Source organism: Ottowia pentelensis, assembly GCF_964341695.1.
This window is the reverse complement of record NZ_OZ224513.1, coordinates 403,384-427,227: the sequence shown is the minus strand read 5'-3', so window position 1 is coordinate 427,227 and position 23,844 is coordinate 403,384. Positions and strand designations below refer to the sequence as shown.

23 protein-coding genes are annotated in these 23,844 nt (G+C 65.2%); 9 read left to right on the top strand and 14 right to left on the bottom strand.

All coding sequences use genetic code 11. From position 1 onward, the window contains the following. Positions 1–56: 56 nt before the first annotated feature. Together gatA and gatC are read right to left on the bottom strand one after the other, a co-directional pair. The gene (gatA, locus tag ACWHMB_RS02090) at positions 57–1,523 is read right to left on the bottom strand and encodes an Asp-tRNA(Asn)/Glu-tRNA(Gln) amidotransferase subunit GatA (protein WP_293221856.1); all 1,467 of its coding nucleotides are present in this window, start codon (positions 1,521–1,523) and stop codon (positions 57–59) included. After that, positions 1,520–1,819 carry an Asp-tRNA(Asn)/Glu-tRNA(Gln) amidotransferase subunit GatC gene (gene gatC, locus ACWHMB_RS02085; RefSeq protein WP_293221858.1) on the bottom strand — a complete coding sequence of 100 codons (300 nt, stop codon included), beginning with the start codon at positions 1,817–1,819 and terminating at the stop codon, positions 1,520–1,522. The genes gatA and gatC overlap by 4 nt, the downstream gene beginning before the upstream one ends. Positions 1,820–2,030: 211 nt before the next feature. Here gatC and ACWHMB_RS02080 point away from each other — a divergent pair, with 211 nt between their 5' ends. From ACWHMB_RS02080 to ACWHMB_RS02050, 7 genes are all read left to right on the top strand, one after another. Continuing rightward, entirely contained in the window at positions 2,031–3,074 is a 1,044-nt protein-coding gene (locus tag ACWHMB_RS02080) for a rod shape-determining protein (protein WP_377483011.1), read from the top strand. A gap of 132 nt (positions 3,075–3,206) precedes the next feature. Then, positions 3,207–4,217 (top strand): rod shape-determining protein MreC, encoded by a 1,011-nt coding sequence (gene mreC / locus ACWHMB_RS02075; RefSeq protein ID WP_377483009.1) that lies wholly within the window; start codon positions 3,207–3,209, stop codon positions 4,215–4,217. Next, a complete protein-coding gene (mreD, locus tag ACWHMB_RS02070) occupies positions 4,214–4,732 on the top strand; it encodes a rod shape-determining protein MreD (RefSeq protein ID WP_293226607.1) in 519 nt (172 codons plus the stop codon). Before mreC ends, mreD begins: the two co-directional genes overlap by 4 nt. A gap of 65 nt (positions 4,733–4,797) precedes the next feature. Beyond that, complete coding sequence (mrdA, locus tag ACWHMB_RS02065) at positions 4,798–6,732, top strand: penicillin-binding protein 2 (protein ID WP_377483007.1); 1,935 nt, start codon at positions 4,798–4,800, stop codon at positions 6,730–6,732. Between the two features lie 137 nt (positions 6,733–6,869). Beyond that, a complete protein-coding gene (locus ACWHMB_RS02060) occupies positions 6,870–8,399 on the top strand; it encodes a catalase (RefSeq protein WP_377483004.1) in 1,530 nt (509 codons plus the stop codon). A gap of 510 nt (positions 8,400–8,909) precedes the next feature. Further along, positions 8,910–9,941, top strand: a complete 1,032-nt coding sequence (locus tag ACWHMB_RS02055) for a hypothetical protein (protein ID WP_377483001.1) — start codon at positions 8,910–8,912, stop codon at positions 9,939–9,941. Further along, positions 9,938–10,402, top strand: a complete 465-nt coding sequence (locus ACWHMB_RS02050; RefSeq protein WP_377482999.1) for a hypothetical protein — start codon at positions 9,938–9,940, stop codon at positions 10,400–10,402. The genes ACWHMB_RS02055 and ACWHMB_RS02050 overlap by 4 nt, the downstream gene beginning before the upstream one ends. Here the strand turns inward: ACWHMB_RS02050 and ACWHMB_RS02045 are convergent. The 3 genes from ACWHMB_RS02045 to ACWHMB_RS02035 form a co-directional block, all read right to left on the bottom strand. Next, a complete protein-coding gene (locus ACWHMB_RS02045; protein ID WP_377482997.1) occupies positions 10,392–10,850 on the bottom strand; it encodes a hypothetical protein in 459 nt (152 codons plus the stop codon). The two genes, ACWHMB_RS02050 and ACWHMB_RS02045, sit on opposite strands and share 11 nt — an antisense overlap. Before the next feature lie 268 nt (positions 10,851–11,118). Continuing rightward, the gene (locus ACWHMB_RS02040; protein WP_377482995.1) at positions 11,119–11,460 is read right to left on the bottom strand and encodes a hypothetical protein; all 342 of its coding nucleotides are present in this window, start codon (positions 11,458–11,460) and stop codon (positions 11,119–11,121) included. 11 nt (positions 11,461–11,471) lie between these two features. Next, complete coding sequence (locus ACWHMB_RS02035; RefSeq protein ID WP_377482993.1) at positions 11,472–11,759, bottom strand: ADP-ribosyl-(dinitrogen reductase) hydrolase; 288 nt, start codon at positions 11,757–11,759, stop codon at positions 11,472–11,474. A gap of 193 nt (positions 11,760–11,952) precedes the next feature. Between ACWHMB_RS02035 and ACWHMB_RS02030 the strand changes: the two genes are divergently transcribed. Beyond that, positions 11,953–12,924, top strand: a complete 972-nt coding sequence (locus ACWHMB_RS02030) for an IS481 family transposase (RefSeq protein WP_377542642.1) — start codon at positions 11,953–11,955, stop codon at positions 12,922–12,924. Between the two features lie 213 nt (positions 12,925–13,137). Here ACWHMB_RS02030 and ACWHMB_RS02025 read toward each other — a convergent pair whose 3' ends face one another. The 8 genes from ACWHMB_RS02025 to ACWHMB_RS01990 all read right to left on the bottom strand — a co-directional run bounded on the left by ACWHMB_RS02025 (position 13,138) and on the right by ACWHMB_RS01990 (position 22,495). Continuing rightward, complete coding sequence (locus ACWHMB_RS02025; RefSeq protein WP_377484633.1) at positions 13,138–13,473, bottom strand: hypothetical protein; 336 nt, start codon at positions 13,471–13,473, stop codon at positions 13,138–13,140. 15 nt (positions 13,474–13,488) lie between these two features. After that, positions 13,489–14,442 carry an NUDIX hydrolase gene (locus tag ACWHMB_RS02020; RefSeq protein ID WP_377542741.1) on the bottom strand — a complete coding sequence of 318 codons (954 nt, stop codon included), beginning with the start codon at positions 14,440–14,442 and terminating at the stop codon, positions 13,489–13,491. A 121-nt stretch (positions 14,443–14,563) separates the two neighbouring features. Continuing rightward, on the bottom strand, positions 14,564–15,415 hold the full coding sequence (locus ACWHMB_RS02015) for a DUF4238 domain-containing protein (protein ID WP_377542739.1): 852 nt from the start codon (positions 15,413–15,415) through the stop codon (positions 14,564–14,566). 102 nt (positions 15,416–15,517) lie between these two features. Beyond that, positions 15,518–18,646, bottom strand: a complete 3,129-nt coding sequence (locus tag ACWHMB_RS02010) for a type I restriction endonuclease subunit R (protein ID WP_377484639.1) — start codon at positions 18,644–18,646, stop codon at positions 15,518–15,520. 74 nt (positions 18,647–18,720) lie between these two features. Then, positions 18,721–19,995 (bottom strand): restriction endonuclease subunit S, encoded by a 1,275-nt coding sequence (locus ACWHMB_RS02005; protein ID WP_377484641.1) that lies wholly within the window; start codon positions 19,993–19,995, stop codon positions 18,721–18,723. A gap of 6 nt (positions 19,996–20,001) precedes the next feature. Beyond that, positions 20,002–20,415 carry a helix-turn-helix domain-containing protein gene (locus tag ACWHMB_RS02000; RefSeq protein ID WP_377484643.1) on the bottom strand — a complete coding sequence of 138 codons (414 nt, stop codon included), beginning with the start codon at positions 20,413–20,415 and terminating at the stop codon, positions 20,002–20,004. Further along, positions 20,412–20,699: a type II toxin-antitoxin system HigB family toxin gene (locus ACWHMB_RS01995; protein WP_377484645.1), complete on the bottom strand. Its 288-nt coding sequence runs from the start codon at positions 20,697–20,699 to the stop codon at positions 20,412–20,414. The genes ACWHMB_RS02000 and ACWHMB_RS01995 overlap by 4 nt, the downstream gene beginning before the upstream one ends. Before the next feature lie 47 nt (positions 20,700–20,746). Next, positions 20,747–22,495: a type I restriction-modification system subunit M gene (locus ACWHMB_RS01990; RefSeq protein WP_377484647.1), complete on the bottom strand. Its 1,749-nt coding sequence runs from the start codon at positions 22,493–22,495 to the stop codon at positions 20,747–20,749. 159 nt (positions 22,496–22,654) lie between these two features. Between ACWHMB_RS01990 and ACWHMB_RS01985 the strand changes: the two genes are divergently transcribed. After that, a complete protein-coding gene (locus ACWHMB_RS01985; RefSeq protein ID WP_377484649.1) occupies positions 22,655–23,269 on the top strand; it encodes a hypothetical protein in 615 nt (204 codons plus the stop codon). Positions 23,270–23,303: 34 nt separating this feature from the next. On the opposite strand, the gene ACWHMB_RS01980 is transcribed toward ACWHMB_RS01985, so the two are convergent. After that, entirely contained in the window at positions 23,304–23,777 is a 474-nt protein-coding gene (locus ACWHMB_RS01980; protein ID WP_377484651.1) for a hypothetical protein, read from the bottom strand. Positions 23,778–23,844: the final 67 nt, after the last annotated feature.

Here is a 23,844-nt window from a genome sequence, read left to right as displayed (position 1 = left end):
GCCCGCCCCCTCGGGGGGCAGTGAATACACGAAGTGAGGAACGTGGGGGCACATTGTCAAAAGCCCTCCGGACGGCGGAGGTGGAAATCGGTCGCCTGCTGCAAGCGGTGCGCCACGTTCAACAGCCGCCCTTCCTGCAAATAATTGCCGATCAGTTGCAGGCCCACCGGCAGGCCGCCGGCGCCAAAACCGGCCGGCACGCTCATGCCGGGCAGGCCGGCCAGGCTGGCGGGCAGCGTGTAGACGTCGGCCAGGTAGTCGGCCAACGGGTCACGCGCGGCGCCCAGTGCCCAGGCCACGGTGGGCGCCACCGGGCCGGCAATGACGTCGCATTGCTGGAACGCAGCCTGGAAGTCGTCGGCGATCATGCGGCGCAGCTTTTGCGCCTGCAGGTAGTAGGCGTCGTAGTAGCCGTGCGAGAGCACGTAGGTGCCGGTCATGATGCGGCGCTTGACCTCGGCGCCGAAGCCTTCGGCACGGGTCTTCTTGTACATGTCCTCCAGGTCGACGTAGTCCTTGGCGCGGTGGCCGAACTTGACGCCGTCGAAGCGCTCCAGGTTGGAGCTGGCCTCGGCCGGGGCGATGATGTAGTAGACCGGAATGGCCAGCTCGGTGCGCGGCAGCGAGATGGGCACGCGGCGCGCGCCCAGCTTTTCCAGCTCGGCCAGCGCCGCCTCGACCGCGGCGCGCACGTCGGGCGCCAGGCCGTCACCCAGAAACTCTTGCGGCACGCCGATGCGCAGGCCGTCCAGCGAGTCGTTCAGGCCGCGCGTGAAGTCCTCGGTGGGCACGTCCAGCGAGGTCGAGTCGCGGTCCAGGTCGGGGCCGCACAGGACGGACAGCAGCAAGGCGCAGTCCTCGGCCGTGCGCGCCATGGGCCCGGCCTGGTCCAGGCTGGAGGCGAAGGCGATCATGCCGTAGCGGCTGGCGCGGCCATAGGTGGGCTTGATGCCGGTGACGCCGCAAAAGCTGGACGGCTGGCGGATCGAGCCGCCGGTGTCGGTGCCGGTGGCGGCGGGGCTCAGGCCCGCGGCCACGGCGGCGGCGCTGCCGCCCGACGAGCCGCCCGGCACGTGCGCCGGGTTCCAGGGGTTCTTGACGGCGCCGAAGGCCGAGTTCTCGTTGGCCGAGCCCATGGCGAACTCGTCGCAGTTGAGTTTGCCCAGGCCGACCATGCCGGCCTCGGCCAGCTTGCGCACCACGGTGGCGTCGAAGGGCGAGCGGTAGCCCGCCAGCATGCGCGAGCCGGCGGTGGTGGGCCAGTCGCGGGTGACGAAGATGTCCTTGTGCGCCAGCGGCACGCCCGTGAGCGGCGGCGCGTCGCCCGCGGCCAGGCGCGCGTCGGCGGCCTGCGCCTGCGCCAGCGTGATGGCCTCGTCGACGGCCAGGAAGGCGCCCAGCTCGGCGTGCTGCGCGATGCGGGCCAGAAAGTGCCGTGCCAGCTCGACCGCCGAGACCTCGCGCGCGCGCAGGGCGGCGGCCAGCCGTGCCACGCTTTGGTGGTGCAGGGCGGCGCCGCTCATTCGATCACCCGCGGCACCAGGAACAGGCCGTCTTCCACCGCCGGGGCGCTTTGCTGGTTGGCCTGGCGCTGGTCGGGCTCGCTGGCCACGTCCTCGCGCAGGCGCAGTTGCACGTCCTGCACGGCGGCCAGCGGGTGCGCCAGCGGCTCGACGCCGGTGGTGTCGACGGCGCGCATGGCCTCGACGAGGCCGAAGAAGCCGTTCAGGCGCTCCAGCAAGGGCTGGCGCTCGCCGTCGGGGAGCGCCAGACGCGCCAGGTGCGCGATGCGGTCGATGTCAGTCAGGGTCAAAGCCATGTAACAAGCCGAAAAATCAGGGAAAAGCTCAGGTATTGGGCCGCCGCGCACCGGTGACGCCGGCGGGGCGATGAAGTATTATCCCGCCTTCGCCCAAACGGCCTGAAAACGGCCGCTTTTGAGCGCAACCCCCTCCCATTTCGCATCTCGAACCCATTCGCGCAGGGGCGGCGAAGGCTGGTGCCCACCGACGCGCCCAGAAGGACTTTTCATGTTTGGAGCATTCCGTCGGTACTTCTCCACCGACCTGGCCATCGACCTGGGCACCGCCAACACCCTGATCTACGTGCGGGGCAAGGGCATCGTGCTGAACGAGCCCTCGGTGGTCTCGATACGCCACGAGGGCGGCCCCCAGGGCAAGAAGGCGATCCAGGCCGTGGGCGCCGAGGCCAAGGCCATGCTGGGCAAGGTGCCCGGCAACATCGAGGCCATCCGCCCGATGAAGGACGGCGTGATCGCCGACTTCACCGTCACCGAGCAGATGCTCAAGCAGTTCATCAAGATGGTGCACCCGCGCGGCCTGTTCAAGCCCAGCCCGCGCATCATCATCTGCGTGCCCTGCGGCTCGACCCAGGTCGAGCGCCGCGCCATCCGCGAATCGGCGCTGGGCGCCGGCGCCAGCGAGGTCTACCTGATCGAGGAGCCGATGGCGGCGGCCATCGGCGCCGGCCTGCCGGTGTCCGAGGCCAGCGGCTCGATGGTGGTGGACATCGGCGGCGGCACCACCGAGGTGGGCGTCATCAGCCTGGGCGGCATGGTCTACAAGGGCAGCGCGCGCGTGGGCGGCGACAAGTTCGACGACGCCATCATCAACTACATCCGCCGCAACTACGGCATGCTGATCGGCGACCCGACGGCCGAGTCGATCAAGAAGCAGATCGGCAGCGCCTTTCCGGGCAGCGAGGTGCGCGAGATGGAGGTCAAGGGCCGCAACCTGTCGGAGGGCGTGCCGCGCAGCTTCACCATCAGCAGCAACGAAATCCTCGAGGCGCTGACCGAGCCGCTGAATTCCATCGTGTCCGAGGTGAAAAAGGCACTGGAGGAAACCCCGCCCGAGCTGGGCGCCGACATCGCCGAGCGCGGCATGATGCTGACCGGTGGCGGCGCGCTGCTGCGCGACCTGGAGCGCCTGCTGGCCGAGGAAACCGGCCTGCCCGTGCTGGTGGCCGAAGAGCCCCTGACCTGCGTGGTGCGCGGCTGCGGCATGGCGCTGGAGCGCATGGAGCGGCTGGGCAACATCTTCACCAATGAATAGGCTCCCCCTGTGGCGCTGCGCGCCTTCCCCCTGAGGGGGACAACGCCAGCGGCCGGTGCAAGCCCGGCCGCGGCGTTCTGGCGTGGCCTGCTCCGCGGCCTTCGGAACGGCTTGCCGCGCCGCTGATCCGCCATGCCGCTCGAAACGCTCGACCGCACCCCCCCGCCCTTCTTCAAGCAGGGGCCGTCGGCGCTGTCGCAGCTGGTGCTGCTGAGCGCGCTGGCGCTGTTCCTGATGGTGGCCGACGCCCGCTTTCACCTGGTGCAACCGCTGCGCGCGGCGATCGCCACCGTGCTGTATCCGGCGCAGTGGCTGGCGCTGCAGCCGGTGCAGGCGGCGCGCGAGTTCGGCGGCTACCTGACCGACCTGAAGACCGCGCGCAAGACCGAGGAGGCGGTGCGCCGCAAGCTGGTCGAGCAGTCGCAGCGCGCCGGCCAGGTGGAGCAGCTGCTGCTGGAAAACGCCCGCCTGCGCGGCCTGCTGGCGCTGCGCGAGCGCATCCAGGTGCCGTCGCAGGCGGCGCAGGTGCTGTACGACGCCACCGACCCCTACAGCCGCCGCGTGGTGATCGACAAGGGCCAGCTGCAGGGCATCGCGCCCGGCTCGCCGGTGCTGGACGGCGAGGGCGTGCTGGGCCAGGTGACGCAGGTCTACCCCTTCGTGAGCGAGGTCACCCTGCTGATCGACCGCGACCAGGTGATCCCGGTGGTCAACACCCGCACCGGCACGCGCGGCGTGGCCTTCGGCGACCCGACGGCGCAGGGCGGCCTGCTGGAGCTGCGCTACATGCCGACCGGCGAGGACGTGAAGGAGGGCGACCTGCTCAGCACCAGCGGCATCGACGGCGTGTATCCGCCCGGCCTGCCGGTGGCGCGCGTGGTCAGCGTCGACCGGCAGGGCGACAGCAGCTTCGCCCGCATCCTGTGCCAGCCGCTGGCGCAGCTGCAGGGGGCCACGCAGGTGATGGTGCTGACACCGATGGCGCAGGTGGCGCCCCCGCCCATCGCCGCCGCGCCCGCCGCGCCGCCGGCGGCTGCCGCCCAGCCGGTGACCAAGGCCGACGGCAAGCCGGCCGCCAAGGCCGCGGGCAAGAGCGGCGCCGCCTCGGCGGCCAGGCCCGCCAACCGCAGGAGCGCGCCATGATCATGCCGCGTGGTCAGCAACTGCTGCTGCCGGCGCGCCCCGGCTTCATCTGGGGCAGCCTGCTGGTGGCGCTGATGCTGGACCTGCTGCCGCTGGGGCGCCTGCCAGGCATGCCCGACTTTCTGGCGGTGGTGCTGGTGTTCTGGGCCATCCACCAGCCGCGCCGCGTGGGCATGGCGGCGGCCTTCATCTTCGGGCTGCTGCTGGATGTGCACCAGGCCGCGCGCCTGGGCCAGCACGCGCTGGCCTACACGGTGCTGATCTACTTCGCGATCATGCTGCACCGGCGTATCCTGTGGTTCGGGCTGCCCGGCCAGGCGGTGCAGCTGCTGCCGCTGTTCGCGGCGGCGCACGCCATCACCACCGTGCTGCGGCTGATCGGCGGGGCGGCGCTGCCGGGCTGGTCGCTGCTGCTGGCGCCGGTGCTGGAGGCCGCGCTGTGGTGGCCGGTGAGCGTGCTGCTGCTGGCGCCGCAGCGCCGCGCGCCCGACCCGGACGAGAACCGACCCTTGTGACTTTCAAGCCAAACAAGCCTCCAGCCCTTGCGCAACAAGCGCGATAAGCTATATTATTCAGAGCAATGACCGAACTGCGCAATCTCGAAGCCGAGCTGACGCGCTTTCGCCTGCGCCTGCTGGTGGTGGCGCTGGTGATGCTGGGTGCCTTCGGGCTGCTGGGCTGGCGGCTGTACGTGCTGCAGGTGCTGCGCCACGACGACCTGGCGCGCCAGGCCGAGACCAACCGCACGGCGGCGGTGCCCATCGTGCCCAACCGCGGCGAAATCTTCGACCGCAACGGCATCGTGCTGGCGTCCAACTACCGCTCCTACACGCTGGAGATCACGCCCTCGCGCCTGGGCCGCCCGGTGGACGAGGCCATCGACGCCATCGGCCAGGTGGTCGAGATCTCGCCGCGCGACCGGCGCCGCTTCAAGCGCCTGCGCGAGGACTCGCGCAACTTCGAGTCGCTGCCCATCCGCATGCACCTGAGCGACGAGGAAGTGGCGCGCTTTGCCGCGCAGCGCTGGCGCTTTCCGGGCGTGGAGATCAAGGCGCGGCTGTTTCGCGACTACCCGCTGGGCGAGACCGGCGCGCACCTGATCGGCTACATCGGCCGCATCAACCAGAAGGAAAAGGACCGCATCGAGGACTCGGACGACGCCGCCAACTACCGCGGCACCGACTACATCGGCAAGCTGGGCGTGGAGGCCAGCTACGAAAAGCTGCTGCATGGCACCACCGGCGTGCAGCGCATGGAGACCTCGGCCGGCGGCTACGCCGTGCGGCGCCTGGTCACGCAGCCGGCGGTGCCCGGCGAGTCGATCAAGCTGACCATCGACATCCGCCTGCAGAAGATGGTCGAAGAGCTGTACGGTCGGCGCCGCGGCGCGCTGGTGGCCATCGACCCGCGCAATGGCGAGGTGCTGGCGCTGGTGAGCAAGCCCACCTTCGACCCCAACCTGTTCGTCGACGGCATCGACCAGGAAAACTGGGACGAGCTCAACGGCTCGCTCGACAAGCCGCTGCTCAACCGCGCGCTGCGCGGCACCTACCCGCCGGGCTCCACCTACAAGCCCTTCATGGGCCTGGGCGCACTCGAGACCGGCAAGCGCGTGCCGTCCACCGTGGTGATGGACGGCGGCTCCTGGACCTTCGGCGGCCACACCTTCCGCTCGGGCCACGCGCTGGGGCCGGTCGACCTGCACCGCGCCATCGCCAAGTCCAGCAACGTGTACTTCTACCAGCTGGCCAACGACATGGGCGTCAACGGCATCCACGACTTCATGAAGCCGCTGGGCTTCGGCCAGATCACCGGCATCGACCTGCCGGGCGAGGTGCGCGGCGTGCTGCCCTCCACCGCCTGGAAGCGCGCCACCTACCGCCGCCCGCAGCAGCAGAAGTGGTACGCCGGCGAGACCATCTCGCTGGGCATCGGCCAGGGCTACAACAACTTCACCATGCTGCAGCTGGCCAACGCCACCGCCACCCTGGCCGGCGGCGGCGTGCACCACGTGCCGCACCTGCTGATGGCCGAGCAGGACCCGCACAGCGGCCAGTTCCACGCCAACGCCGAGCCCGCCGGCCAGTCCATGGGCTACAAGCCCGAGCACGTGGCCACCATCCTGCGCGCCATGGTGGCGGTGACGCAGGAGGGCACCTCGCGCGGCGTGTTTGCCGGCGCGCCCTACCTGTCGGGCGGCAAGACCGGCACCGCGCAGGCCATCAGCGTGGGTCAGAACGCCCACTACAACGCCGCCAAGCTGGCCGAATACCAGCGCGACCACTCGCTGTACATCGCCTTCGCGCCGGCCGAGCACCCCACCATCGCCGTCGCCGCCATCGTCGAGAACGCCGGCTTCGGCGCCGCCGCCGCCGCCCCCATCGTGCGCCGCGTGATGGACTACTGGGTGGCCGGCCTGGTGCCCAGCGACGAAGACATGAAGGCCGTCGAGCGCGGTCAGGCCGGCCCGCCCATCGGCACGCCGCGCCGCGTCACCGACCTGGCGGCGCCCTGAGCGGCGATCCAGGCTACTCGGTCAATCTATCGACAAGATAGATACGATTGGGTTTGCAAATCATCGGTCGTCCTCCAGAATGGGGCTCATCGGGTGCGCCGCGCCCGGTTTTCCCCATCCATCACCCGGAGATCGCCATGACCGACGCCCCCCGCAAGTGCCCCGTCACCCACCTGACGACCGACTTCGGCGCCCCCGTGCCGACCAACCGCGACAGCCTCACGGCCGGCCCGCGCGGCCCGCTGCTGGCGCAGGACGTGTGGCTCAACGAGAAGCTGGCCGGCTTCGTGCGCGAGGTCATCCCCGAGCGGCGCATGCACGCCAAGGGCTCGGGCGCCTTCGGCACCTTCACGGTGACCAAGGACATCACCCAATACACCCGCGCCAAGATTTTTGAAAAGGTCGGCAAAAAGACCGAAATGTTTGCCCGCTTCACCACCGTGGCCGGTGAGCGCGGCGCGGCCGACGCCGAGCGCGACATCCGCGGCTTCGCCCTCAAGTTCTACACCGAGGAGGGCAACTGGGACATGGTGGGCAACAACACGCCCGTGTTCTTCATCCGCGACGCGCGCCAGTTCCCCGACCTGAACAAGGCCGTCAAGCGCGACCCGCGCACCAACCTGCGCAGTGCTACCTACAACTGGGACTGGTGGACGCTGATCCCCGAGGCGCTGCACCAGGTCACCGTGGTGATGAGCGACCGCGGCATCCCCAAGAGCTACCGCCACATGCACGGCTTCAGCTCGCACACCTACAGTTTCTGGAACCAGGACGGCGAGCGCTTCTGGGTCAAGATGCACTTCCGCACCCAGCAGGGCATAGCGAACCTGACCGACGCCGAGGCCGAGGCCCTGGTCGGCAAGGACCGCGAAAGCCACCAGCGCGACCTGTACGAGGCCATCGAGCGCGGCGACTTCCCCAAGTGGACGATGTACGTGCAGGTCATGCCCGAGGCCGATGCCGAGAAGTACGCGCTGCACCCGTTCGATTTGACCAAGGTCTGGTACAAGGGCGACTACCCTTTGACCGAGGTCGGCGAGTTCGAGCTGAACAAGAACCCCGAGAACTTCTTTGCCGACGTCGAGCAGGTCGCCTTCGCGCCCGGCAACCTGGTGCCCGGCATTGGCGCCAGCCCCGACAAGATGCTGCAGGCCCGCCTGTTCAACTACGCCGATGCGCAGCGCTACCGCCTGGGCGCCAACTACCACCAGATCCCCGTCAACCAGGCGCGTTGCCCGGTGCACAGCAACCACCGCGACGGCCCCGGCCGCGTCGATGGCAACTACGGCGGCCTGCCGCACTACGAGCCCAACAGCTTCGGCCAGTGGCAAGGCCAGCCCGAGTTCGCCGAGCCGCCGCTGAAGATCACGGGCAACGCCAAGCACTGGAGCTTCCACGAAGACGACAGCAACTACTTCGAGCAGCCGGGCAAGCTGTTCCGCCTGATGAGCCCGGCGCAGCAGGAGGCGCTGTTCGGCAACACCGGCCGCGCCATGGGCGACGCGCCCGAGTTCATCAAGTTCCGCCACATCCGCAACTGCCATGCCGCCGACCCGGCCTACGGCGCTGGTGTGGCCAAGGCGCTGGGGCTCGATCTGGCGAAGGCGCTGGCGTCGAAGAAGGATGACCCCATGTTCGGCAGCCCGCTGGTGGCGCTGCCGGCCTGAGCCTGCAGAATATGAGCTAAAAGTGGCTTCAGCGCTTGCCAATCAAGCGCTGAACGCTAACTAAATCATAGCAATTCAAGCCGACAAAAGGCCTTGGTCATCGCCAAGGCTTTTTTGTCCGCACCCCTTGTTCGACTCGAACGGCCGCGGAGCAGGCCATCCGGGAACGTCGCGGAGCGGGCTTGCCCCGGCCGCTGACGTTGTCCCCCTCAGGGGCTGAGGTCCGCGGCTCCAGACCTGCCTGCGCAGGTCTGGACGGACCGAAGAGCCGTCGCCTCTGGCGGCGAGCACGTGGCGCGTCAGCGCCACAGGGGGGGCGTTGGTTGGGCTGGCGGGGATCGAACATTCCTGTTTAACCCGCATAAACACTCATTTTTCGATTGTTCGATCTGCAATATACCAACAAAAATACCAACAATTCGCGCCGTGTCCCATCTTTTTGACCTAGGGGTCATCAGGAAATGGCAACATCACCCGCATGGCCGATCCTGGCCGGGTGATGGAGGGGACATGGACTGGTTTGAGCGTCTGACGGGCTTTCGGGAATCGGGCTACAGCGAAATCCACCGGCAGTTGGTGGTCGAGGGCGAACGGCTGCGCTCCCTGGTCAACGGCAAGGCCTACGGCATCGGGCGGCTGGAGCTGCCCTCCCTGGCCGAACTGCGCCAGCGCGCTATCGCCCCGCCCGGATCGCTGAAGGTCGGCATCGTCACCGGCGACGTGCGTGCGCTGCACCGCCAGCCGGAGTTCGCGGGCGCGCTGTTCCAGGTCGCCAGCCAGTTCAACCTGCTGGAAATGGTCGGCCCCAACGTCTCACCCGAGGACGGCGTCACGCGCTACGCCCATGACCGCACCCAAGGCCCGGCCTGCGCCATGGCGGCCGGTGCAGCCACCATCTACCGCAACTACTTCGCCCCGTGTGGCGGTGCCATCGGCCAGACCCGCGACCGGCAGCTCGATGGTCTGGCCGACCTGGGCGCTGCCTTGGGTGAGCTGACCGGCCGCCCCGTGCCCGAACTCTGGCGCATGCAAAACGGCTACGCGCTGGCCAGCCCGGACGGACTGCAGGCCATTGCTCAGGCCCTGAAATCCGCTGATCCGGCCCTGGTCGACGGCTTGCGCGGTCACCTCCGCATCGGGGTTCACGCCGGGGTGGAGGTCACCGATGCCGAGGGCGAGCCCCGGCCCATCGTCTCCCAGGCGTTCTGCTCGGCCCTGCCCGTGGCCTACACCCGCGTGCCGGCCGCGCAGTGGGCGCCGCTTGCCCGCCTGGTGCTCGAGGCCGCTTACGAAGCCACCCTGCTGGCCGCTGTCGAGAATGCTCAGGCCGGCGGCTCCAACGTGGTGCTGCTCACGCACCTGGGCGGCGGGGCGTTCGGCAACGACGACGACTGGATCCATGACGCCATGGCCCGGGCGCTGGATCTGGCGCGCCGCTGGGCGCTGGATGTGCGCATCGTCTGCTACGGCGCGCCGTCACGTGCCACGCGCGAGCTGGTGGACCGGCATGTGCCCAGATCGAATCCTTCCAGAGCCCGTTGATGCGCTTCCTCTGTTCCGTCTGCCAGCAGGAGTTTTCCTCGCCGCTGCGCACCCTCGACTGGCGCCGGCAGCGCTTGGCGTTTCAGGAGGTGGGGGATGCGATCCAAAGCACGCTCCACATCGAGGACGCCGATGCCCTGCGCAACTACTGCAGCGCACAGTGCCGCGACTGCAACGAGCCAGATTTCATTGATGCGCTGAAGCTGAAATTTCTCAGCCCCAAGGTGGAGCCGGTCATGCCCTGTGGTCACTGCGGCGGCCCGGTCGATAGCAGCCAGCCGCACACGGCCTTCGCCCAGGTCACCCTGCAGCTGAATGAAAGCGGGGAGGTCGTCCAATGCACCGGCGACCGGCAGTTGGCCGTGCTGTGTGCATCCTGCGACCCGCACGACGATGCCGAGCAGGCCGCCGAGGCACGCGAGTGGGGGCACGTGGGCTGGCGGGGGTGGTCTAGCTGGTGATGTAGCGCGCGAACGTCATTCGAGCGATGCACCCGCCGCACTCAAGAACGATCTGGCGTTCTGGCCCCTGCGACTGTTGAAGAATGCTCAGCTTGCGCTTGCTGAAGCACTCGGGGCAGTATTTGTGCGTGGACTCGTTCGGGCTGGTGACGTCGTTTGCGACGTAGGCAAACGCGCCCGCTCCAACCTCCTTCAGCGCGTATGCATTCGCTTGTAGGTCAAAATCATCGCGCTTTTTGATCTTGCCCTGAAGCTGCGCTACCTCGCTTTTAAGTGACTGGTTTTGTTCCATCAGTTGGTTGCACTTGTCCGTCAGCGCGAACAATTTTGAGCTGAAGTCCAGACTGATCGACGCGATGCTTGCCTGCTTTGTGACGTCGCTAGCAGCTTTGGTGATGTCTAGTAAAGCTTTGGCCGAGCCAAGGGCGGCCGATATTTCAGCAAGCATGTAGTAAGCCTATCGTAGTGCGGTTGACCTGGGATGATGCGTCGCTCCACCTCACGCAGAAGCTTGAAGCCGAAGCCGTGGATCGCAAGCAGGCACTCCGGGTAGCGCGCTGCGATCTGCTCCACGGTTGTCGACTAGTGCGACTCCAGCAGGCGCCGGACGCGGGGCGTGAGCGGGGTGAGCGAATCGGCCATGTCCGCATTGTGGGGCAGGGTGAGGGCGTGAAAAAGCCCGCACGGGGCGAGCTGGTGAGGGTGGGGCGGCGCGGTTAGGCGGCTCTGCGCTCCGGCTCTTTGTACTCCAGAGGCTCCAGGCGCTCATTGGCCTGCGCAGCCTGGGCCTCAAGGTTGCGCATAACTTCGCGCATGCCTTCTTTTGCCCATCGGCTGAGGATATCGCGCATCAATGGCTGGTAGCCAACCCCGTGATGCTGCGCGATCAGCTTGTAGGTTTCGATCAAGCTGATCGGCATGCGGATAGAGATGGCCTTTAAGCCTAATGCAGCGTCCAGAGCGTCTTCGTACTCTTGTCCTGCGATGCGCGTCGTTTCCTGGTTGACGCCCAAGGCTCCGCTTTCCCATGCAGAAGGGGTGCCTTTTACCTTTTTCATGTCCATTGCTCCTATTTGAGTAGCTGGTGGTAGACAGCTACCATTGCATCTGTTGGCTCGAAACAAGTCTTGATGACTACATTGGGGCCTTTTTGTATATACACAACCTTGAGGCGTCGACCAGCGTTCGTGTAGGCGATGAAGAACAGGCTGGGCGGATCAGTCTGATGGTCTTCCAGGTCATCAAGAAGTACCGGAAACTTCCTGTTAAGGAAGCATTGCTCCACTTCATTCCGTGTGACACTGTGCTTCTCCGTGAGCTTCTTTAGGATGCTTGGTGCGATGGAGAACTTCAACATCGGAGTGATCATAGCATTTTGTATATACACTGTGGATTAGTTGTGGCTATCTATCTGCACCAGTTCCGCTGGTGTTCGCTAACTGTTGCATCCCGGACGATTGCATAGATGAAAACCGCTACCCGCTGTTCATGGCCCGAGCCGTATTGCGGGAGTTGATAGAGTCCTTGCAAGCCACCGGGAGTGCCACGCCATGCTGATAGCCCTGCACAAGAACGCCCGCACGACACCGGCCGTGCGCGCCGAGATCGCGGCCAGCCACGAGACCGCCGCTGTCCTGGCCCAGCGCTTTGGCATCACCGAGCAAACGGTCTACAAGTGGAAGAAGCGCCAGGTCTTTGGGGATCGCTCGCACACGGCCCATCGCCTGCAGACGGTGCTCACGCCGGCGCAAGAGAGCGTGGTGGTGCACCTGCGGCGCACCTTGCTGCTGCCCCTGGATGACCTGCTGGCTGTCACGCGGGAGTTCATTTGCCCCCATGTCTCGCGCTCAGGCCTGGATCGGTGCCTGCGCCGCCATGGCGCGGGCAACCTCAATGCCCTCAAGCCCCAGGAGCCTACCGTGGCCCACAAGGCCTTCAAGAGCTACGAGCCGGGCTATGTGCACATGGATGTGAAGTACCTGCCCCAGATGCAGGATGAGAGCAGTCGGCGCTACCTGTTCGTGGCCATCGACCGGGCCACGCGCTGGGTGTACGTGGCCCTCAAGGCCAACAAGACCGCCGCCAGTGCACAGTCCTTCCTGAAGGCACTGCACAAGGCCTGCCCGATCAAGATCCACAAGCTGCTGACCGACAACGGCAAGGAGTTCACCGATCGCCTGTTTGCCAGCCGCGAGCGCCAGCCCAGCGGCAACCACGAGTTCGATCAGTTGTGCGACGAGTTGGGGATCGAACACCGCCTGACCAAGCCCAGAACGCCCAGGACCAATGGCATGGTGGAGAGGTTCAACGGTCGCATTGCCGACGTGCTCAAGACGCACAGGTTCAACAGCCGCGAGGACATGGAGCAGACCTTGCTGCGTTATGTGGCCCTGTACAACCACCAACTGCCGCAGTCAGCGCTGGGCAGCAAGACGCCTATGCAGACCATGAAGCAGTGGTATCAGGAGAGCCCGCATCTGTTTCACAAGCGACCTTATGATCGTCCGGGATGCGACACCTAACTGTCAGCTAGTAGCGCTCGCGATGAGGCCCTGTAATGCGTTCGCTTGCGTCCTGTGGAGGCTTCATGGACTTGCTGGAGGTGCGTGTCTAAAGACCCACGGCGCCACCGGCTCCTTGTCCGCCCACAGCCCACGCCGCGCATCCTCAGCGGCGGCACGGTGTTTCGGTGGCAGGCAGGGAGCGCCCACATCGCCATCCAGAGCGGTTTCCGTTTACCGGCGGATTCCACTGCTGTACGGCCCACCCGGCTGCAGCTTGCCGATGGCGCTCCACACGCCCATGTACGCATCGTGCAGGGGCTTGTCCTTGGTGGAGCCCTTGAAGTTGCTGTAGTCGATGTTCATGACTCGCTGGGTGATCGCGGCGGCCACATCGGTGCGCTTGATCCGCGCCCGGCAGCGGTAGTCGTTGCCCAGCGTCACTTCGACCTCGGCGCCGGGAAACACGCGCTCGATGTCGCCGTCACGGCGCGCTCGCACCAGCAGTTCGTCAGGGGTGCAGTCCTTGTCCACGATGGACAGGAATGCATTGTTCAGGCACAGCCACATGGGTTCATTCCTATGTCAGGTCAGATCGACGTTCCAAATCCATTCACTGGCCCGTTTGCGTAGATCGACGGGGCCATTCGTGTCGTAGCTGTGCTCTTGTCCGCGCGCTCCGTAAGCGCAGAGCGCTCCGGCATCTGTCGCGACCACCTTCAATCGCTCAGTCAGCAACCGCCATCCATACGGGCTGAGGATCTCTTCACGCAGGCCCTCATGCATGCCTGTCGGGATGGCGATTCGCGTCGGCCATTCGCCATACCGCGTGAAGTGTCCCGCCAGGGTGTCAAGTACCCGATGCCCGGATGCCAAACCCCACTCGTAGATCACTATCGCCTTGGCTGGCAGCGCTTTCAGAATGGGGGCGTCGTTCGGGTGTGACGTGATGCCTCGCAGCTCACTGATCGGCACCAGCATCACCACCTGCGATTCCCAGCCCATGGCCGCCGGGCTGCCCCCGATCCGCCGGGCGGTGTAGTAGCGCGTCACGCTGGTGGATCGGACACTGTCGCACAGATAGCCGGTCAGCTCGACCTGCAGGCCCGACTCCTCGAAGGCCTCCTTGATGGCCGAGGCGCGCGGGCTCAGGCCGTCGAGCTTGCCCTTCGGGAACGTGTGCCGGTAGCCCCCGAAGGCATTGGTGGGCGCCACCACCCACACCCGGCCGTCGGGCTCAATCGTCACCACGCCAGCGGCCGGCTTCTTGCCGGGTGCGCTGGGCACTGGTGGCTCGGTGAAGCTCAGGCCTGCCACAAGCGCCTCCCAGCCGGCTGCATCCGTCGGCGCCCCCTGCCAGGCCGACACCGGGACGTCGTTGATCGTCTCCGGCATCGCGCTGTCTGGCACGGCCGTAGCGATGCCTTGGGGGTCGGCCCACGCCTGGGCAAGGCTGGCCTTGCTGGGCTGTTTGATCGGAACAGTGTGGCCGTGCTCGTTACAGCGTGGATGCATCTTGGTCATGGTGGCTTTCTTCATTGGGCCAAACAAAATCGTCATCCTCGATGAAATGCCCGTCGCCCAGGCTGCGGTTCCAAAATAATTGAAAGGCTGGCCGTGAACTTTGCTAACGGGGTTTCGATGAACGCGACTCTGCAGATCACGTCACTTTCCTTCGAAGTCTTTCGCTCAATTCGCGCATTCCTGAGCCCATAGTCGGCACCAACTCGTCGTAGCCGCTAGATTGTGGATGCACAACTACAAACTCAGAACTAGCCGCAAACGAACCCGCGATGATGTCGTCCGCCTCGAGCAAAGGTTGAGACCCTCTGCTTCCAATCAAGCATCGTTTCACGCTGAGTGGAAATACCACATACTCGACTGAATCATCATGCTCAACCAGCGGAATGCCGCGAGTTCCGACGGAAGCTCCCCATGCAATTGAATCGCCGAGCACCAGTGCGACATCAAAGTCCTGAACGACGTATCTAAATTTCGAGTAGCTGGTCGCTCTTTGCGCAGGCGTGGGTTCCTTTTTGAGCAACGCGTTGTGTGCATCGACAATACGTGTAGGCACCAGCTTCTCCAAGCGGCTGAAGGCCAGCGAAGTGATCAACTGAAAGCTTGGATCCCTTGCCTGATCTGACGCGTCGAGCTTCGCTCTTATAACGCCAACAACTGTGTCGACCATGGTCGCAGTTTGAGAGCGCCAGGCTGCGGAACGCGTGTAGAAGTGCGAAAGGACAGTCGCTGCGTCGACGCAATCCACGGTTCCCTCGGGGCATTCGACCAACTTGCATAGCACTTTCCAAATCTTCGTCTCTTCGCGGGTGATCGCTTCATCCGTCGTCCCGTCACCTGGAGTTCCATGGAAATCGGTTTCTAAGGCCACGTTCTTGGTCTTGGCCGAAAATCGCGACCCGTCAGTGCGGATGACCATCACCGCGCCGTTTGTATCCGCGAACCGGCGCAACAGCATCTGCGGGATGTAATGTTGTCGCCTACCTGCCATTGGAGAACCCGTCTGTCGTAGCATTTGCCCACAGCGCTGCGATCGCGCTGCTCTTCGCGTAAGCGACCGGGTAGCAGAAATTCGATGGCTCGAGACCAGTCTTCATTTGGAAACCCCGCCTCTCAACCCCTCATACAACCCCGCCGGCCCCAGCAGAATCCCCTTCAGCCCGGCCCGCACCTGCTCCGAGTCCAGCGCCTGCTTGCTCATGATCTGATGCGCCTCGAAGGCCTCGATGATGGCGTTCATCAGTTCGGCCTCGAAGTTGGGTGAGGCGGCGAACTGCGCCTTGGTGTTGTTGCGCGCCTGCTCGGCCAGCAGCTCGGACTCCATCAGCTTGCCCCGGATGACGTGGTTGACGTAGACCAGCTTGTCGTCGTCGGTCAGCTCGCCTTCGAACAGGTCGTTCACCTTGGCCAGGATTTCCGACAGCAGCGCCTTTTCCTTGTCCTGCCCCTGGCCTGAGCCGGTCTCGGTCATGGGCTTGAGCTTGAATTCGCTGTCCGTGTCGTTCAGCACCAGCGTGCGCTGCCCCTGATCCTTCAGCTTGTGGTGCGTCAGCACCACCTTGGACAGGTCGATCCCCTCGCGCTCGCGGCCAAAGTCCAGCAGCGGCAGCAGGCGCTTGAAGAAGAGGGCGCGTTTTTCGATGGCGGTATTGCCGTAGTCGAACAGCTGGCCGAGGAAGGCGTAAACCCGCACATAGGTGGCCAGGTCGCGCTTGAACAATTGCAGCGCGTCCAGCTCGTCCTTGGCCGCCTGCTGCTCGGGGCCGTCGGGCTTGGCGCTGTCCAGTCTGGCCTTGGCGGCCTGGTACTGCTTCAGCAGCCGATCCGCCACCGGCTCGATGGCCGCCACCAGCATGGCCTGGGTGGCGTTGGGGTTCAGCTCGGCGTTCACCACCCGCTCGACCTCGAACTCGTCATAGTGCCCGCTCGCATCCAGCTTGGCCTTCAGCTCCAGGATCAGGTTCGGGTCGGTCACGCCGGCCAGCTCGGCCGTCTCGTAATAGATTTGGAAAGCCGCCAGCACCTCGTCTGGTTCATTGACGAAGTCCAGAACATAGGTGGTGTCCTTCAGCCCATGCGGGCCGTTGTAGGCCCGGTTCAATCGGCTCAGGGTCTGCACCGCCTGAATGCCGGCCAGGCGCTTGTCCACGTACATGCCGCACAGCAGGGGCTGGTCGAAGCCGGTCTGGAATTTGTTGGCCACCAGCAGAATCTGGAACGCCTCGGTGTCAAAGGCCTCGCGCATGTCCTTGCCTGCCAGGCCCGGGTTCAGGCTGGCCGAGCGTTCGGTGACCGGCTCACCGCTCTGCTCGTCCAGCACCTCGCCCGAGAAGGCCACCAGGGTGCCGATGGCGTAGCGGTGCTCCTGGATGTACTGGTCGATGGCGCGCTTGAAGCGCACCGCCTCCAGCCGGCTGGCCGTGACCACCATGGCCTTGGCGTGGCCGCCCAGCAAGGGTTGCACGTTGTCGATGAAGTGCTCGACGATGATGGCCACCTTCTGGCTGATGTTGTAGGGGTGCAGGCGCACCCAGCGCATCAGGCCCTTGACGGCGGCGCTTTGCTCGACCTCGGCATCGGTCCAGTCCCGGCCCTCGTGGGTGAGTTGAAAGGCCAGTTTGTACGGCGTGTAGTTCTTCAGCACATCGAGGATGAAACCCTCCTCGATGGCCTGGCGCATGGAATAGACGTGGAAGGCCTGCGGCAGGTTGCCCGGGCCGGCCGGCTGATCGGGCTGTGGGCGGCGGCCAAACAGCTCCAGCGTCTTGGCCTTGGGCGTGGCGGTGAAGGCGATGTAGGTGATGCCGGCGTCTGCCCCGGCGCGGGCGCTCATCTGCGCCAGCATGATGTCTTCGTTGCTGACTTCGCCGCCATCCTGCAATTCCTTCAGCTCCTCGGCGCTCAGCAGCTCTTTCAGCTTGGCGGCCGCTTCGCCGGTCTGGCTGGAATGGGCCTCGTCGGCAATCACGGCAAAGCGCTTGCCCTGGGTGGCGGCCAGCTCCTGCACCTTGGCCAGCGCGAAGGGGAAGGTCTGGATGGTGCAGACGATGATCTTCTTGCCGCCCGACAGGGCTTCGGCCAGTTGGTGGCTCTTGCTGGCGTCGTTGCCGGTGATGGTCTGCACCACGCCGGTGACGCGCTGAAAGTCGAAGATGGCGTCGCTCAACTGCGCGTCCAGCACGTTGCGGTCACTCACCACCAGCACGCTGGAGAACAGCTTCTGGTTCTGCGCATCGTGCAGGTCGGACAGAAAGTGCGCCGTCCAGGCGATGGAGTTGGTCTTGCCCGAGCCGGCACTGTGCTGGATCAGGTACTTGCCGCCTGCGCCATCGGAGCGCACCGATTGCACCAAGCGGCGCGTGGCGTCCAACTGGTGGTAGCGCGGAAAGACGATGGCCTTGATCTTCTTCTTGTCGTCGCGCAGGGTGACCAGGTAGCGCTCGATGATCTCCAGCCAGGAGTCGCGCTGCCACACCTGCTCCCACAGGTAATGGGTGCGGTGGCCGGCCGCATACGGCGGATTGCCCGCCCCGCCGGCATCGCCCAGGTTGAAGGGCAGGAACTGCGTGGCCGGCCCCAGCAGCCGGGTGGCCATGTGCACCAGCCGGTTGCTGACGGCAAAGTGCACCAGCGCGCCGCGCGGGAAGTCGAGCAGCGGTTCGGTGGTGGCCTTGCCCTTGGGCTTGGGAATCCGGTCGAAGCGGTACTGGTCGATGGCCCGGTTGACGTCCTGGGTGAAGTCGGTCTTGAGCTCGGCGGTGGCCACCGGAATGCCGTTGAGCAACAGCACCAGGTCGATGATGTCGTCGTGGTTGGTCCGCACTTGGCGCAGCACGCGCAGGCGGTTGGCTGCGTACTTGGCCTGCAGCTCGGGGTTCATGCCCAGCGCCGGCTTGAACTGGGCCATGCGCAGCGGGGCCTTCAGGCCCAGCAGGTCGAAGCCGTGGCGCAGGACGTGCAGCGTGCCCTGGGTGTCGAGGGCCCTGCGCAGGCGGTCGAGCACGATGGTTTCAGTGGCGGCGCCGTGGTTCTTGAGCAGGGTCTCCCAGGCCTGCGGCTGGGTGGCCTGCAGCCAGGCCATCACGTCGGCCGGATACAGCGCACGCGGGGTGTCGTAGCTGCGGGCGTCGCCCTCGGTGCCGGGTTCGGCGTACAGCCAGCCGTGGGCGGACAGGTGGTCGCAGATGTCGCGTTCGAGGTGGAATTCGGTGTGCACGGACATGGCGGTGGTTTATGAGCCAAATCGGGCTCTGGCGCTTGTGCAGCAAGCGCGAGCAGCTATTGAAGCACGAGTATTCATGCCGCCAGGCCGCGCACGTCGATCTGGCCGGTGACGGCGGCGGAGATCAGGGCGGTGCGGCGTTCTTGGAGCAGGGTGATGGCGGTGCGGGCTTCGGACAGCAGCGAATCGAGTTTCTCCGATTCCAGCTGGATATAGGAACTGATGCTGGCCCGCTCCTCCGCTGTTGATGGAACTGCGATTACGAGATTCATCAACGCTTCGATGGTAAGTTTGGGCTGTGCTGAGCCAGTTATCACGGGAGCCAATTCAAGCGCCTCGATGCGCTCTGCCCAGAATCGCACGTTCGCATCAATGGGCTTAAGAATGTGCGCGTGGTTATTGACCCAGTACTTACCAGTTGCCACAAAAGCAATTGGGGTCACACGACTCAGCAGATTTGCACCATCTTCGGAAACAAGAACGAGGTCCTCCTCAAATATGTACTCGTCAATGCTGTCGATCACCCCCGAAGCGCCGTAATACGGAAAATCTCCTTGCTTGGCGGTTCGTTCTTCAGCGCTGAGCGGCACCCGTCGGCTGTCAAGGCTGGAAAAGAACCTCTTTATTGCACCAACCTCCCAATGCGCCGGCACCTCCCCCAGCCACTCCACGCCCGAGTCCTTCATCGGCACGTTAGGGTCCAGCCCCTTGGTCACGGCGTGGGAGATGACGGCCTGGCGCTTTTCCTGCAGCAGGGCGATCAGCTTTTCCTGCTCGGCCACCAGCGCGTCGATCTTGGCGGTTTCGCGGTCGAGGAATGTGGCGATGGCGGTTTGTTCGATCACCGGCGGGAGCGGCGCAGCCAGACGGATGAGCTCCGAAGCATTGATCGCTGGGTAGCTGACCCCAACAGAACGAGCGATTACCTCATTGACGAAGCCTTCTGTATGGCAGGCGTAGCCGAGGAATCGACTCGCCAGCTTTCGCGGACGGAGCACGGCGAACCCGGTCGAGGCCACCATGTTCTCCGGCGGGTTGGATACTTGAGCGATGGCGCGAAGGTATGTCCGCACCGTCGAAATCAGGATGTCACCATCGCGGACGATGCGGCGCGCCCGCGACGGCGCTGCGCCAAAAGCGACGAGCGAGGTCTCCACGATCCCACGCCCAGCCTCCACGCCAGAAATCTCCACGTACTCGATCACCTGATCTGCTGGCGTTGTCTCTGGCAACACTTCGTCATTACATGAAGCAACGGCGTTGAGACGCTCGACCGCCCAATGCTCCGGCACGTCCCCCAGCCATTCGACGCCGCTGTCCTTGTACGCCGGGTATCGCGCGAAACTCATGCGGCCTCAAACAAAGGTCGCCACCGACACGCCAAAGCGCTCGGCGAGAGCCCGCACCTGGCGCAGGTTCAGCTCGCGCTTGCCAACAAGAATCTCAGAAACCACGCCCTGGCTGCCCAGCTCGGTCAAGTCGCTCTGGCGCAGGCCGTGCTGCTCCATCAGAAACTTGAGCGCCTGCACGCCCGTGGCCTCGGGCAGCGGGTGGTGGCGGGTCTCGTAGTTTTCGATCAGATCGCCCACGATGTCGGCCAGCTCCATGGCGGGGTGACGCTCGTCGCCCTGGGCGGTGTCCAGCAACTGCTCCAGCATGGCCGTCATGCGGGCGTAGTGGGCTTTGCTGCGGATGGGGGCAATGTCGGTGGCGGCGCGAAACTGCTCCCAGGCCGGGAGCAGGTGGCGGGTGTCGATGGCTGCGTTCATGGTTTCCATGCTCCTTTGTCGTAGTCCTGGTGCGTCAGCACCGCCTTGATGTACAGCACCTGCGCCTCGAAGCGGATGTAGGCGATCAGCCGGTACTTGTTGCCGCCGATGTCGAACACCACCAACTCGCCCACCTTGTCCACGGCGTTGAAGGCGGCCTTGAGCTCGGCGCAGTGGGCAAAGCGGTTCTTCTCGATCACCCGCCGCCAGCCTTGCAGTGGTGCCTCGGCCTGGGGATGCCTGGCAATGAAGGCCCGCAAGGCGCTGTTGCTGATGACGCGCATGGGGACAGTCTATCTCAAATTGAGATATTGAGTCGTGCCGTAGGGCGTCATGCCGACAGCCCCCTGATCATCTCCAGGATGCGGTCGGTGGTGGTTTTCAGCTCGGCATCGATCTCGGCCAGCGGCCGGGGTGGCTTGAAGACGTAGAAGTGGCGGTTGAACGGGATTTCGTAGCCCACCTTCGTCTTGTCGGGGTCGATCCAGGCGTCGGGCGCGTGCGGCAGCACCTCGCGCTCGAAGTACGCGGCCACGTCGTCCTGGTAGGGCACGTTCTCGGTGTCGCGCAGGCTGCTGTCGGGCTGGGGCTTGCCTTTTTGCTTGCCTTTGAGGCCCAGCACGATCTGCCCGGCTTCATCCCGCAAGGGGCGCTCCACGGTGATGGCGTGGTAGCCGAAGTCCTCGTTGTCGAAGAGGCGGCTGATGGGCTTGCCCTCGTCGTCCTGCGCTGGCTGGAAGTTGCCGAACAGGCGGGTGATGTGGGCAATGTGATCGTCCGAGAGTTCCTTGCGCTTGGAGCCGAGGCTCTTGCGCATTTTCTGCCACATGCCGCTGGCATCGATCAGTTGCACCTTGCCCCTGCGCGCGGGCGGCTTGCGGTTGCTGATGATCCAGACGTAGGTGGCGATGCCGGTGTTGTAGAACATGTCGGTGGGTAGGCCGACGATGGCTTCGAGCAGGTCGTTTTCAAGCACGTAGCGGCGGATTTCGGATTCGCCCGAGCCGGCGCCGCCGGTGAACAGGGGCGAGCCGTTGAGCACGATGCCGAAGCGGCTGCCGCCTTCCGATGTGGGGCGCATTTTGCTGAGCAGGTGCAGCAGGAACAGCATGGAGCCGTCGGACACGCGCGGCAGGCCGGGGCCGAAGCGGCCGGCGAAGCCTTGGGTCTCGTGCTCCTTGCGCACTTCCTTCTCGACTTTCTTCCATTCGACGCCGAAGGGCGGGTTGGAGAGCATGTAGTCGAAGTGCTCGCCGGAGTGGCCGTCGTCGGAGAGGGTGTTGCCGAAGACGATGTTGCCCACGTCCTGGCCCTTGATGAGCATGTCGGCCTTGCAGATGGCGTAGGACTCGGGGTTGAGTTCCTGGCCGTAGACGTTCAGGCTGGCCCGGGGGTTGAGTTCGGCCAGGTATTCACCGGCGACGCTGAGCATGCCGCCGGTGCCGGCCGTGGGGTCGTACAGGGTGCGCACCACGCTGGGTTTGGACAGGGCGTCGCTGTCTTCGACGAACAGCAGGTTGACCATCAGGCGGATGACTTCGCGCGGGGTGAAGTGCTCGCCGGCGGTTTCGTTGGAGAGTTCGGCGAACTTGCGGATCAGCTCCTCGAACACGGTGCCCATGTCGGCGTTGCTGACCTTGCTGGGGTGCAGGTCGATCTGACAGAACTTCTCGGTCACCTGGTAGAGCAGACCGGCCTTGGACAGGCGCTCGATCTGGGTCTGGAACTCGAAGTGATCGAAGATGTCGCGTACCTCGGGTGAGAAGCCTTGCAGGTAGCTCTGCAGGTTCTGCGCCACGTGGGTGGGGTCGCCCAGCAGCTTGTTCAAGTCCAGCGGCGACTGGTTGAAGAACGGCAGGCCGGTCTTGCGCTTGAGGAAGGGGTCGGGGTTGACGCCCAGCTTTTGCCTGGCGGCGAGTTCGGCCAGCACCGCATCCTTGGTGGATTCGAGAACGCTATCGAGGCGGCGCAGGACGGTGAAGGGGAGGATGACCTTGCCGTAGTCGGACTGCTTGTAGTCGCCGCGCAGCAGGTCGGCGACGGACCAGATGAAGGAAGACAGGGCGGGTTGGGATGCCATGTGTCCGAGTGTATCGGGGCGTGCGGTGCCCACTGAGGGGCGGTGAAAGCCTGGGCACTTCGCAACCACAAGGGCAGGTGGTGCTTTGCCGGTCAGAAGGTCGAAGGCGCGTAGGGTCAGGAAGATGCCGCGTTGCAGTCGTGAAGGCAGACTGAGGCAATGGCCCGCCAACCCCTCGACCCGACGTATTGGGCGGAAATTCGCCGTCACTGGGAATTCGACCCGGACTCGCCGTCGTATCTGGAAGCCGCGCGGCGCGCGGCTGAGAACCACGACTTTGCCCTGCCGACCAAGGCGGCCATTGCCAAGCGCGCGGCCGGACAACGGTGGCAGCGCCATGGCTCCATGATCGGGGTCAACGAGAGCGCGCACCTCAAGGCCGACGCGCTGGTGAATGCCGACGGCACGCGGGCCGATGTTGACGGTCAGGTTGACGGTGCGGCGCCAAAAAAAGGAAGTTTGGAATCCGCCAGGATGGCGCAGGCCTCGCGCGAAGAGTCCGAAAACAAACGCGCCGAACTCGACGTGCGCCACCGCACCGAGTGGCGCCAGGTGGCCGTGCTGCGGCAGGAAGCCCTGTCCAGGCGCCACACCGACCCCGTCGAGGCATTCAATCGCCTGAAGGTGGCGAAGATCACCGCCGAGATCACCATGCTGCAGCAAAACGGCGAGCGGCGAGCCTGGGGCATGGAGATGTCATTCGATTCGGCCCAGCTGGCCGAGATGTCAGATGCGCAGCTTGAGGCGATTGCGGCGGGGAAGATGCCGAGGTAATCAGGCCGTCGTTGAGTTCACGCCTTCGTTGAGTTCACGCCTTCGTTGAGTTCACGCCTTCGCCCTGTTCGGTATCCATGCCGCTTTGGGCGTCCTGGATCCGCTGCATAGGCAGGAGCGGGGCGGTCTGAACCACCACGGCGTCGACGTCCAGGACGGTGCTGGGTGCAAAAAGCGTGGCGAACGCGCGGCGGGAACGCTCATCGGCACCGGCCACCCATTCGGCCGCGCTGGCCTTGTCAGCCTCCATCGTGGCGGCGAGCCAGTAGCACACGCACCGGCGCGGCACGCCGCCTCCAGCGATGGCGTTCCAGCATTCGCGGATGGCCACCTCTCTGACGACCAAGCCTTCGCGTTCCAGCAGCTTCATGGTCTTGACCAAGTTGGAAATGTCGGCACCGATGTGCCGGGCGATGTCGCTCACGGCATAGGGCGGTTCGCCCCATTCCGAAAAATCACTTCCCAGCTCGGCCAGTGCAGCCAAGGCGGCGCGTTTGGTTCGGGTCATCCTGGGCATGTCTTATTCACCAGTTGCGGAAGTGGTGTTCTCGATGCTGGATCGGGTGCATCGGGCC